Source organism: Mesorhizobium sp. B2-7-3 (assembly GCF_006440715.1).
Classification (GTDB): domain Bacteria; phylum Pseudomonadota; class Alphaproteobacteria; order Rhizobiales; family Rhizobiaceae; genus Mesorhizobium; species Mesorhizobium australicum.
This window is the reverse complement of sequence record NZ_VFTY01000015.1, coordinates 73858-86889: the sequence shown is the minus strand read 5'-3', so window position 1 is coordinate 86889 and position 13032 is coordinate 73858. Positions and strand designations below refer to the sequence as shown.

Below are 13032 nucleotides of genomic sequence, written 5' to 3'. Positions count from 1 at the left end.
AGCCACAACCGAAGTGCCAATCAGTCGAGCCGACCGAGAAAGCAGCCGAGAGTTGGCAGCGAGAGGGTGTTTTCCTCGACAGAAGCGGTCCCGCCGAAGATAGCCGTGACGGGTCCGATATTACCCACCAACGGCAAGGTCGCCGGCTCCTCAGCGAAATTGAAGACACAGATCAACGTCTCCCCGCCGCCTTCGCGGATGAAGGCGAGCACGTCGCCCTCGGTATCGAGAAAGCGGATCGAGCCGCCGACCAGCGCCGGATGCTGTTTGCGCAAGGCAAGCGCCGAGCGGTAGGCCGACAGCACCGATTGCTCGTCGCCGATCTGCATATCGACCGCGCGGGCGCGATGGCTTGCCGGCACAGGCAGCCAGGGTTTTGCAGTGGAGAAGCCCGCATTGTCGGCGTCGGCCTCCCAGACCATCGGCGTGCGGCAACCATCCCTGCCCTTCACGCCGGGCCAGAAGCGGATGCCGACCGGATCGCGCAGATCCTCGTAGGCAAGCTCCGCCTCTTCAAGGCCGAGTTCCTCGCCCTGATAGAGGCAGATCGAGCCGCGCAAGCAGGCGAGCAGCATGATTGAGAATTTGGCCACAAGATCGGGATCGCCACCAGGCCGCATCCAGCGGCTGACATGGCGCACCACGTCATGGTTGGAAAACGCCCAGCAAACCCAGCCGTCGGCCACCGCGCTTTCGAAGGCCTCGACGCAGCCACGCACATGCGCCGCCGAAAACTGCGAACCCAGCAGGTCGAAAGTGTAGCTCATCTGAAGCTTGTCGCCGCCGGAGGTGTAGGCGGCGAGCGTCTGCAGCGAGCGACCCTCGTCGCCGATTTCGCCGACGGCTGCGCGGTCGCCATATTCGTCGAGCAACGCACGGAAGCGCCGCAGGAACGCCAGGTTTTCGGGCTGCGTCTTGTCGAACAGATGCTCCTGATAGAGGTAGGTGTTGGTCTCCGTGTTGGTGCCGGCGACGCTCGAGGCCAAGGGCGGATTGCCGCGTAGCCAGCGGTCGTGGACATAGTAATTGACCGTGTCGAGCCGGAAGCCGTCGACACCGCGATCGAGCCAGAACCGCACCGTGTCAAGCAACGCATCCTGGACTTCCGGGTTGTGGAAATTGAGGTCTGGCTGCGAGGCGAGGAAATTATGCATGTAATATTGGCGGCGGGTCGCGTCCCATTCCCAGGACGGCCCCCCGAAGACCGACAGCCAGTTGTTGGGCGCGCCGCCGTCGGGCTTCGTATCGGCCCAGACGTACCAGTCGGCCTTGGCATTATCGCGGCTGGCCCGGCTTTCGATGAACCATTCATGCTTGTCGGATGAATGCGACAGCACCTGGTCGATGATGATCTTCAGGCCGAGCCGGTGGGCTTCGGCGACCAGCGCATCAAAATCGGCCAATGTGCCGAACATCGGGTCGACGTCGCGATAATCCGATACATCATAGCCCATGTCGGCCATCGGCGACTTGAAGAAGGGCGACAGCCAGACAGCGTCGACGCCGAGCGAGGCAATATAAGCGAGCCTTGACGTAATGCCGCCGAGATCGCCGCTGCCATCACCGGTCGTGTCCTGAAAAGAGCGCGGATAGACCTGGTAGATGACGCAGCCGCGCCACCATTCGGCTCCCTGCCCCAAACTCTCACCGGTCATCACGAACCCTTCCTGACGCCGCCGTTTCCGGTTCGGCTCTCGATCATGAAATTGACGCTGCGCCCCGGCAGCGGGCGCGCAAGGTCAGTCACGTGCGTTTCGATCGCCGGATGCCATCGAAAACCTTCCCGCGCCGGCAAGGTGAAGACGCATTGGCGGCGGTCGCCATTGATCAGAACGGCAAGCCTGCCTTCCTCGCCGCCAAGCAGCATGACGAGGCGATGCCGGCTGGTATCGTTCCAGTCGGTCGCGTCGAGCAGCTCACCGGTCTCGGTCAGCCAAGCGACGTCGGGAACGCCTGATGCCGCAATCGGTTCTCCGGTCAGGAAACGCGTGTCCGACAATGCGGGCACCGCCTGGCGAAGTGCCGCGAGTACGAATGCGTAACGCTCCAGCTTCTGATCGCGGCCTGCCCAGTCAAGCCAGGTGGTGGGGTTGTCTTGGGCGTAGGCGTTGTTGTTGCCCTTCTGGGTACGACCGAATTCATCGCCCGCGGTCAGCATGATGGTGCCGTGCGAGGCGAACAGCGTGGCGAGCAGAGCGCGCTGGTCGTCGAAACGTGCCTTGACGATCGCCGTGTCGTCCGTCTCGCCTTCGACGCCATTGTTCCAGGACAGGTTCTCGTTATGGCCGTCGCGGTCCTGCTCGCCATTGGCCGCGTTGTGCTTGCGCTCATAGGCGACGATGTCAGCCAGCGTCATGCCGTCATGGGCGGCGATAAAATTCACGCCGTGGCTTGCCGGCTCCCCTGCCCTGTTAAACACGTCGGACGAACCAGCAAGGCGCGTTGCGAGAGCACCGACCATGCCGGCATCGCCGCGCCAGAAGCGTCTGACATCGTCGCGATAGCGGTCGTTCCACTCAAGGAAAGGCGGCCGGAAATTGCCGAGTTGATAGCCGTTTGCCCCGATGTCCCAAGGCTCGGCGATCAGCACGCGGTCGTAAAGCACCGGATCATGGGTGATGGCCTGGAGCAGCGGCGCTTCCGGATCGAAGGCACCATCGACCCGGCCCAGCACCGGGGCCAGATCGAAACGGAAGCCGTCGACACCGGCCTGGCGAACGAAGTGACGAAGTGTGTCGAGCACCATTTCCCGCATCACCGGATGGTCGCAAGCGATCGTGTTGCCGGTGCCCGTGTCATTAACCAGCCCGCCATCCGGCCGGTGCCGATAGTAGGCCTTATTGTCGAGGCCGCGCAGCGAGAGCGTCGGCCCCAGCCTGTCGCTTTCGCCGGTGTGGTTGAAGACCAGGTCGAGAATGGTGCCGATGCCGGCCCGGCGCAACGCGGCGACCGTGTCCTGCAATTCCGTCAGGCCGCCGGGCGCGAGGCGCGGGTCGAGCGCCATGAAGGTGACGGGATTGTAGCCCCAGGCGTTGCTCAGGCCGAGCGGCGGCAGATGCCGCTCGTCGATGGAGGCCGTGATCGGCATCAGTTCCACGGCGGAGACGCCGAGCCTTTGCAGATGCTCGATGATGGCCGGATGGGCAAGAGCGGCGATCGTGCCGCGCTTTTCTTGCGGTACATCCGGATGCAGCTTGGTGAAAGCGCGGACGTTCAGTTCGTAGATCAGGCCGCCCGGGCGAAACAGGGGCGGCAGGATCGGTGGAGCCGTGGGCGAGGCCTTGGTCACGGCCTTGGGCATCAGCGACGCGGTGTCGGCGCCCTCATTGCGCCGCGCGGCGAGCCGCCAGTGATAGGCGTAGGCCCGGTCGATTTCGACGGCGTAGGGATCGGTGAGCAACTTGTCGGGGTCGAACCACAGCCCCCGCTCGGGCGCATAGTCGCCATCGGCGCGCAGGCCATAGCGCGCGCCCGCGGCCAGGCCGGAGACAAAGAGTGAATGGACGCCGTTGCCTTCCGACGCCAGCTCGAGACGATCGAGTTCGCGGTTTCCCTGCTCGTCAAAGATCGAAACCCAGAGCCGTCTTGCCGACGAGGACCATGCGGCGAAGCGGATGCCTTCGCTGGTGATGGTGGGGCCGAGCTGGGTCAAGAGCGCTCCACCGCCCTCAAGTAATGACGCTCGGCTTGTTGCGCCCGGTGTGGCTCTTGATCCCGGCAATGTCGTCGGCCGCCGAAATCAGGTCGGCGAGCGCCTCCTGCGTGTCGAGGTCGTGCCTCGACTTGTCCGGCTCGTAGCGCTCGATATAGACGCGCAAGGTCGCGCCAGACGTACCGGTGCCCGAAAGCCGAAAGACCACGCGCGAGCCGCCTTCGAACAGCACCCTTATGCCCTGGTGCTCGCTGGTCGAGCCGTCGACCGGGTCGTGATAGGCGAAATCATCGGCATTGGCGATCTTCAGGCCGCGCACGCTGGTGCCCGGTAGCGAGCCGAGCTTGGCCCTGAGTTCGTCGACCAGCGCATTGGCGCGGCCGCTCTCAACCTCCTCATAATCATGGCGCGAGTAGTAGTTCCGGCCATAGGTCTCCCAATGCTCGGTGACGATCTGCTTGCAGCTTTCGCCGCGCGCGGCGAGGATGTTGAGCCACAAGAGGACCGCCCACAGACCGTCCTTTTCGCGGACATGGTTGGAACCGGTGCCGGCACTTTCCTCGCCGCAGATCGTCGCCATGCCGGCGTCGAGCAGATTGCCGAAGAACTTCCAGCCGGTCGGCGTCTCGTAAATCCCGACACCTAGCTTGTGAGCGACGCGGTCGGCCGCGCCACTGGTCGGCATCGAACGGGCGATGCCTTTCAGCCCATCCTTGTAGCCCGGCGCCAGGCGGGCATTGGCGGCGAGCATGGCGACCGAATCCGAAGGGGTGACGAAAATGCCCTTGCCGATGATCAGGTTGCGGTCTCCATCGCCATCGGAGGCGGCGCCGAAATCGGGCGCGTCCGGTCCCATCATCTCATCATAAAGGTGCTTGGCATGGACCAGGTTGGGGTCCGGGTGATGACCGCCGAAATCGGGCAGCGGCTTGAAATTGCGGCAGGTGCCGTTCGGTGCGCCGAGGCGGTGTTCGAGGATTTCCTTGGCGTAGGGCCCGGTCACCGCATGCATGGCGTCGAAACGCATGCGGAAGCCCGACTTGAACAGTTTGCGCAGCGCATCGAAATCGAACAGGCTCTCCATCAACTCGGCATAGTCGGTAACCGGATCGATGATCTCGACGGTCATGCCGGCAGCCTCGACTGTCGCGACCGTATCGATGTCAATCGGGTCGATGTCGGCGATCTTGAAGCTCGAAATCGTCTTGGTCTTGGCAAAGATGGCGTCGGTCAGCTTTTCCGGCGCCGGGCCGCCATTGCCGGCATTGTACTTGATGCCGAAGTCCTCGTGCGGGCCGCCGGGATTGTGGCTGGCCGAGAGGATGATGCCGCCGAAGGTCTTGTATTTGCGGATGACATGCGAGGCCGCTGGCGTCGACAGGATGCCGCCCTGCCCGACCATCACCTTGCCGAAGCCATTGGCGGCGGCCATGGCGATGGCCTTCTGGATGACCTCCCGGTTATAGAAACGGCCGTCGCCACCGATCACCAGGGTCTTGCCCTTGAACCCGTCGAGCGCATCGAAAATCGACTGGATGAAGTTCTCGGCATAGTGCTCCTGCTGGAACACTGGCACCTTCTTGCGCAGGCCCGACGTGCCGGGCTTCTGGTCGGAATACGGCTTGGTGGGAACGGTGCGTATCATGCTTCAGGCAACCCTTTTCGAAAGCAGCAGGCGATAGAGTTCGACGTATTTTTCGGCGCTTCGATCCCACGACACATCGGTCTTCATGCCCTGGCGCTGGATGGTTTCGAAGATTGCGGGACTGGCGTGGGCGTCGGCCAGGCGTCGGATCGCGTGCAGCAGCGCGCCGCCATTGTTGGGGGCAAACTGGAAGCCGGTCGCCACGCCGGCGGCAAACGCTGCTTCATTGGCATCAATGATGGTGTCCGCCAGGCCACCGGTGCGGGCGACGACCGGCACGCAGCCATAGCGCAGGCCGTAAAGCTGCGTCAGCCCGCAAGGCTCGAAGCGCGACGGGATGACAATGGCGTCGCAGCCGCCCTGCATGGTGTGCGACAGCCCCTCGTCATAGCCGACGACCACGCCGATGCGGCCACGATGGCGTGCGGCCGCGGCCAGCAGCGCGCCTTCGAGGCCGGCGTCGCCCGAGCCGAGGATGGCCAGCCTTGCGCCTGTCGCGACGATGCCATCGACCACCGTCGCCAATATATCCATGCCCTTCTGCCAGGTCAGGCGGCTGACGACGCAGACAATCGGACTGCCGTCGCGGTCGAGGCCGAAACGGTCCTCGACGGCGGCCCTGTTCGGCGCGCGGGCCTTCAACGTTTCGGCCGTATAAGTCGATACCAGATGCTTGTCGGTTGCCGGATCCCAGATGGTGGTGTCGATGCCGTTGACGATCCCATGGAGATCGCTGGAACGCATATTGATAAGGCCGTCGAGGCCCATGCCGAATTCCGGCGAACGGATTTCCTGCGCATAGGTCGGGCTCACCGTGGTGATCGCCCAGGCGGCCTGCAGGCCAGCCTTGAGGAAGCCGACGCCGCCATAATATTCGACGCCATCAAGCGCCATCGCCGCGGCCGGCAGGCCGAGCTCGCCGAAGATGCCGGCCCCGAACTGGCCCTGGAAGGCGAGATTGTGGACGGTCATCATCGATGGCGTGCCGACCGCCTTGCCATAGCGCATATAGGCCAGCGTCATCGCCGACTGCCAGTCATGGGCATGGACGATGTCGGGGAGGTAGCCCGAGATGGCGCCCCCGGCGATATCGGCGCCGGCCTGGCTCAGCGCCGCGAAGCGCCGCCAATTGTCCGGCCAGTCCGCGCCCGAGGCGTTGCCATAGGGGCCGCCGGGGCGGTCGAACAGATGCGGCGCATCGAGCACGAACAAATCGAGCCCGGCGACCTGGACGGCATGGACCGACGCCTTGCCGCCTTGCAGTAGGGGATACTGATAGACGGCCTTCTTTTTCTTGAAGGCGCCCATCACCACGGGAAAGCCCGGAACGAGCGTACGCATGGCCACGCCCTTGGCCGCGAGCGCGATGGGCAGCGCCCCGGTCACGTCGGCAAGCCCGCCTGTCTTGATCAGCGGGAAGATTTCGGGCGTGACCGACAGAACCTGCATGCGCTTAACGATCCGCTTCCCATCCATGCCGCCCAAACCGTGTGCGGTTTGGACCACGACATGCACAAAACACCCTAAAGTGACAGCTTGTTGATCACCTGTTCAGGTTGACAACTTGTTGATCATGTCCTGTGTGATCAGGCAGATACCCTTTTCCGAAACCCGGAAGCGCTTGGCGTCGAGGACGGGATCCTCGCCGACCACCAGCCCTTCGGGTATCCTTACGCCGTGGTCGATGACGACGCGCTTCAACTTTGCGTTCCGGCCGACATGAACGTCGGGCAGCATGACAACCTCTTCCAGCGTCGAATAGGAATTGATGCGCGCGCCGGTGAAGATCAGGCTTTTCTTCAGCGAAGCGCCCGAGACGATGCAGTCGCCCGAGACCAGCGACGAAATGGCGGAACCGCGCCTGCCGTCCTCGTCATGCACGAACTTTGCCGGCGGCTTCAGTTCGGCATAGGTCCAGATCGGCCAATCGCGGTCGTAGAGGTCGAGTTCCGGCGTCACGTCGGTCAGGTCGATGTTGGCCTCCCAATAAGCGTCGACCGTGCCGACATCGCGCCAGTAGGCCTCGTTCTCGGCGGTCGAACGCACGCAGGACTTGGTGAAGCGGTGCGCGATCGCCTTACCGTGCGTGACGATATAGGGGATGATGTCCTTGCCGAAGTCGCGGCTGGAGCCCGGCTCGGCGGCGTCGCGGCGCAGTTGCTCCATCAGGAACTTGGTCTTGAAGACGTAGATGCCCATCGAGGCCAAGGCGAATTCCGGGTTACCCGGAATGCCGGGCGGGTCGGCCGGCTTTTCGACGAAGGCGATGATGTTGTCCTTGGCATCGACATGCATGACGCCGAAGCCGGTCGCCTCCATGCGCGGCACTTCGAGGCAGCCGACCGTGACATCGGCGCCGGCATCGACATGCTGGCGCAGCATCATCTCGTAATCCATCTTGTAGATGTGATCGCCGGCCAGGATTACCATGTATTCCGGGCCATAGGCCTCGATGATATCGATGTTCTGGTAGACGGCGTCCGCCGTGCCCTCATACCACTGCGTTTCCGACACACGCTGGCTGGCCGGCAGGATGTCAAAACTCTCGTTTCGTTCGGGCCGCAGGAAGTTCCAGCCGCGCTGCAGGTGGCGGATCAGCGAATGCGCCTTGTATTGGGTGGCGACGCCGAGGCGGCGGATGCCGGAGTTGAGCGCATTGGAGAGCGCGAAATCGATAATGCGTGTCTTGCCGCCGAAATAGACCGCGGGCTTGGCGCGCCGGTCGGTCAGTTCCTTGAGGCGGCTGCCGCGCCCGCCGGCCAACACGTAGGCCATGGCGTCGCGGGCCAGCGGCTGCGTTCTCTTCAAGTCTGCCATTTATACCCTCCCAAGTTACTCGTATCGATGCGCTAACCAGTCTTAACGAGTTCAGTCGGCAGCGAGTTCAAGCATGATCGTCGACAGCGGAGGCAGGAGCATCGTTGCCGAGATGCCCTTGCCCTCCGCCCTTGCCTCGACCATGCCGCCATTGCCCATGCCGGAACCGCCATATTCGGAAGCGTCGGTGTTGATGATCTCGCGCCACTTGCCGGCCTTCGGCAGCGGCACACGATAATTGTCGCGCGGCACCGGTGTGAAATTGGAGATGACGGCGACCGGATCGCCGCCGGGAGCGCTGCGCACCCAGGCGAAAACCGAATTCTGGCTGTCGTCGACGATCATCCAGGAAAACCCTTCAGGCTCGCAGTCGCGGCCATGCAGGGCCGGGCGTGAACGATAGAGATAGTTGAGGTCGCGCACCGTCTGCCAGACCCCGCGATGCGGGCGAAAATCGAGCAGGTCCCAATCAAGCGCGCGCGCTTCGCTCCATTCGCGGCGCTGCGCGAATTCCTGGCCCATGAACAGCAGCTTCTTGCCGGGATAGCCCCACATGAAGCCGTAATAGGCACGCAAGGTCGCGAATTTCTGCCAGTCGTCGCCGGCCATCTTGCCCAGCAGCGTGCCTTTGCCGTGCACGACCTCGTCATGCGAGAGCGGCAGCACGAAATTCTCCGAGAAGGCGTAGGTCAGGCCGAAGGTCAGCTCGTTGTGGTGATGCTTGCGGAAAATCGGCTCCCTGGAAAAATACTCCAGCGTGTCGTGCATGAAGCCCATGTTCCATTTGAAGCCGAAGCCCAGCCCGCCTTCATGGACAGGCGCCGAGACCTTTGGCCATGACGTCGATTCCTCGGCGATGGTCATGACGCCCGGATGGTGGCCGTACACCTCCTTGTTCATCTTCTGCAGGAAGCTGACCGCCTCGAGGTTTTCGCGCCCACCCTTCTCATTGGGGATCCATTCGCCGGCCTTGCGCGAATAGTCGAGGTAGAGCATCGAGGCGACCGCATCGACGCGAAGACCGTCGACATGGTATTTTTCGGCCCAGAACAGCGCGTTGTTGACCAGGAACGACACCACCTCGCGGCGGCCGAAATTGTAGATCGCGGTGTTCCAGTCCGGATGGAAGCCCTTGCGCGGGTCGGCATGCTCGTAGAGCGCGGTGCCGTCGAAATGGACCAGACCGTGCTCGTCGACAGGAAAATGCGCCGGCACCCAGTCGAGGATGACGCCGACGCCGGCACGGTGGGCGCCGTCGACAAAGCGGGCAAAGCCGTCCGGATCGCCGAAGCGGGCCGATGGCGCGTAGAGGCCGGTTGTCTGGTATCCCCAGGAGGGATCATAGGGATGCTCGGAGATCGGCAGGAATTCAATATGGGTGAAACCGGTCTCGATTACATAGGGGATCAGCCGGTCGGCCAGTTCATCCCATGACAGGAAGGAGCCGTCATCGCCAAGCTGCCAGGACCCGGCGTGGACCTCGTAGATCGAGATGGCCTCGCGGCGAGGGTCGGCGTTGCGCCAGAAATTGCGATGCGCCTCGTCACCCCATGCATGCGCCGGCGGCATCGCGGTCACCGAGGCGGTTGCCGGGCGCAGCTCTGATTTGAAGGCGAACGGATCGGCCTTCAGCGGCAACCTCACGCCATCGGGACCGATGATTTCATATTTATAGGGCCGGCCGGCACCGATATCGGGAATGAACAGCTCCCAGATGCCGGTGTCGCGACGGTCGCGCATCGTATGCTGGCGGCCGTCCCAGTCGTTGAAGTCACCGACCACCGAAACGCGCCTGGCATTTGGGGCCCATACAGCGAAATGCACGCCGGACGCGCCTTCGTGCTCGATGACATGCGCGCCGAGCTTGTCGAACAGCCTGAGGTGCGAACCCTCGGCGATGTAGTAATCGTCCATCGGACCGAGTACCGGACCGAACGAATAGGGGTCGGTCAGCCACCAGTCGCCGCCGGCATTGCGGGCGTGGTAGCGCAGCGGCTGACGATTCTTGATCGACAGCTTGCCTTCGAAGAATCCGGCCTCGTCGCGCCTGGTCAATTCGCCGACCTCGACGCCGGTCAGGGTGTAGGCCGTAACCGACTCCGCGTGCGGAACGAAGCAGCGTGCGAACAGGCTCTTGCCGGCCTCCTGGACACCGAGAACCGCAAAGGGATTGCCGTGCGTACCGGCGACAATCGCCTCGACATCGCTGGCTGGCGCCAGTCCGTCCGGCCCGCTTGTCGCAGCGGTCGCGCGCGGCTTCCTCATCAGGCGGTCGCCCTCCCCGGGCACCAAGTGTTTGTTTTTGCGGCCATCGTTCGTGGCCTTATGCAATCATATCAGACGGGTACGTTCCAGATTTCTTTCGCATATTGACGGATCGTGCGATCGGAGGAGAACCAGCCGACGCGCGCGACGTTGCGGATGGCGCGCGCGTACCAGTCCGGGCTGTTGCGCCAGACAGCGTCCACCTCGCGCTGACAAGCGGCATAGGCGTCGAAATCCGCCGCGACCATGAACCAGTCACTGTCATAGAGGCCATTGATGAGGTCGCGGTAGCGATTGGGATCATCGGGCGAGAAGACGCCCGATGAAACGGCCGCAACCGCCTGCGCCAGTTCGGGCGATGCCTCGATGACGCCGCGCGGATTGTAGCCATTGTTGCGCCGCTCGGCGACTTCTTCGGTGGTGAGGCCGAAGATGAAGATATTGTCGTCGCCGACATGCTCCTTGATCTCGACATTGGCGCCGTCGAGCGTGCCGATGGTCAGCGCGCCGTTCAGCGCGAACTTCATGTTGCCCGTGCCGGAGGCTTCCATGCCGGCGGTCGAGATCTGCTCGGAAAGATCGGCGGCTGGCATCAGCACCTCGGCCAGGCTGACATTGTAGTTCGGCACGAACACGACCTTCAGCAGGCCGCGCACCGAAGGGTCGCTGTTGATCACCCTGGCGACGTCGTTGGCCAGTTTGATGATCAGCTTGGCGTTATGGTAGCTGGGCGCGGCCTTGCCGCCGAAGAATTTCACGCGTGGCATCCAGTCGCGTTCGGGATGCGAACGGATCTGGTCATAGAGCGCGATCGCTTCGAGGATGTTGAGCAGCTGGCGCTTGTATTCGTGGATACGCTTGACCTGAATGTCGAAGAGCGCCGAAGGGTCGAGCTTGATGCCAAGGCGATCGGCGACCAGATTGGCAAGCCTCACCTTGTTCTGGCGTTTCACGGCGGCGAATTTTTCGCGAAAGGCGGTGTCGTCGGCTAAGGGATCAAGCCCTTTGATCGCTTCGATGTCATCCATGAAGCGGTCGCCGATCGCCTCGCGGGCAAGCGCGGTGAGGCCTGGATTGCACTGGATGAGCCAGCGCCGCGGCGTGATGCCGTTGGTCTTGTTGTTGATGCGATCGGGATAAAGTTTGTGGAGGTCGGCGAAGACCGTCTCCTTCATCAACTCGGTGTGCAGCGCCGACACGCCATTGATCGAATGCGAGCCGACAAAGGCCAAATTGCCCATGCGCACCCTGCGGTCGCCATTCTCCTGGATAAGCGAGATACGGCTGATCTGCTCGTCCGAGAACTGATCGGTGGCGCGGGCTTCGAGCAGCACCTGCGCGTTGATGGCGTAGACGATCTGCATGTGGCGGGGCAAAAGCCGCTCGAACAGCGGCACCGGCCAGCTTTCCAGCGCCTCTGGCAACAGCGTGTGGTTGGTGTAGCCGAAGGTGCGCTTGGTGACATCCCAGGCGAGATCGAAATCCATGCCATGGACATCCATCAAGAGCCGCATCAGCTCGGGCACGGCGATCGCCGGATGGGTGTCGTTGAGGTGGATCGCCGCCTTGTCGGGCAGAGACTTGAGATCGCCATATTGGCTGAGATGGCGCTGCAGGATGTCCTGCAGCGAAGCGGTGGAGAAGAAGTATTCCTGGCGAAGCCTGAGTTCCTGGCCGGCCATGTGGGAATCGGCTGGATAGAGCACCCGCGACAGTGCATCGGCCTTGTTGCTTTCGGCCAGCGCCCCGATGTGGTCGCCGGCGTTGAACTTGTCGAGCCGGATCGGGTCGATCGGCATGCCGGACCAAAGGCGCAGCGTGTTGACGCGCTTGGCCCGCCAGCCAGCCACGGGCGTGTCATAGGCGACCGCAAGCACATGCTCCCTCGGCTTCCAGACGTGGCGTTCGAGGCGGCCGTCCTTCGAGGTGATCGATTCGACCGAACCACCGAAACCGACTTCGAAGGAGCGCTCGCGCCGCTCGAATTCCCAGGGGTTGCCGTGGTCAAGCCAAGTCTCGGGCAACTCGACCTGCCATCCATCGTGGATTTCCTGGCGGAACATGCCGTTGGCATAGCGGATGCCGTAGCCATGCGCGGGGATGTCGACGGTGGCCATGCTTTCCATGAAGCAGGCGGCGAGCCGGCCAAGGCCGCCATTGCCGAGGGCCGCGTCCGGTTCCAGCGCCGCGATCAGGTCGAGATCGACGCCGAGCGACGACAGCGCCTCACGCATGTTCTCCATCAGGCCGAGGTTGGAAAAGGCGTCGCGCATCAGACGCCCAATCAGGAATTCGAGCGACAGGTAATAGACGCGCTTTTCCTGTTGGTCGTAGGCTTCCTTCGTCGCCTGCATCCAATGATCGACGACGCGGTCGCGCACGACCTTGATCGTGGCGGTCAGCCAGTCGTACTGGGTCGCGACGGTGGTGTCCTTGCCGACCCGGTACTTCAGGGACATCAAGACTTCTTCAGCAAGCGTCTTGGGATCGGGATCGTCGAGAGCGGGGGCTTCGATCGTCATGGCGGATGTCATATCGCCTCTCGTTCGGTTTGGCCTGATCATACCGGCTTTCACCGTTTCTCCCAGCCCATCCTAGTGCATTGCAACATCTTTTCAATCGATTTAGAGAATCGCCATCATCTACTTACCCT

7 protein-coding genes are annotated in these 13032 nt (G+C 62.9%); all 7 read right to left on the bottom strand.

From position 1 onward, the window contains the following. Positions 1-20 precede the first annotated feature (20 nt). The 7 genes from FJW04_RS27135 to FJW04_RS27105 all read right to left on the bottom strand — a co-directional run bounded on the left by FJW04_RS27135 (position 21) and on the right by FJW04_RS27105 (position 12913). On the bottom strand, positions 21-1655 hold the full coding sequence (locus FJW04_RS27135; protein ID WP_140717819.1) for an alpha-glucosidase family protein: 1635 nt from the start codon (positions 1653-1655) through the stop codon (positions 21-23). Then, positions 1655-3652 (bottom strand): glycogen debranching protein GlgX, encoded by a 1998-nt coding sequence (gene glgX / locus FJW04_RS27130; RefSeq protein ID WP_140717817.1) that lies wholly within the window; start codon positions 3650-3652, stop codon positions 1655-1657. Before glgX ends, FJW04_RS27135 begins: the two co-directional genes overlap by 1 nt. 16 nt (positions 3653-3668) lie before the next feature. Then, entirely contained in the window at positions 3669-5297 is a 1629-nt protein-coding gene (locus FJW04_RS27125; RefSeq protein ID WP_140663200.1) for an alpha-D-glucose phosphate-specific phosphoglucomutase, read from the bottom strand. A gap of 3 nt (positions 5298-5300) precedes the next feature. Then, positions 5301-6746, bottom strand: a complete 1446-nt coding sequence (gene glgA, locus FJW04_RS27120; protein ID WP_140717815.1) for a glycogen synthase GlgA — start codon at positions 6744-6746, stop codon at positions 5301-5303. Positions 6747-6848: 102 nt separating this feature from the next. Beyond that, positions 6849-8114 (bottom strand): glucose-1-phosphate adenylyltransferase, encoded by a 1266-nt coding sequence (gene glgC, locus FJW04_RS27115; RefSeq protein WP_015318689.1) that lies wholly within the window; start codon positions 8112-8114, stop codon positions 6849-6851. A gap of 51 nt (positions 8115-8165) precedes the next feature. Beyond that, complete coding sequence (gene glgB, locus FJW04_RS27110) at positions 8166-10379, bottom strand: 1,4-alpha-glucan branching protein GlgB (protein ID WP_140717813.1); 2214 nt, start codon at positions 10377-10379, stop codon at positions 8166-8168. Positions 10380-10450: 71 nt separating this feature from the next. Then, positions 10451-12913 (bottom strand): glycogen/starch/alpha-glucan phosphorylase, encoded by a 2463-nt coding sequence (locus tag FJW04_RS27105; protein WP_140717811.1) that lies wholly within the window; start codon positions 12911-12913, stop codon positions 10451-10453. Between the last annotated feature and the right edge of the window lie 119 nt (positions 12914-13032).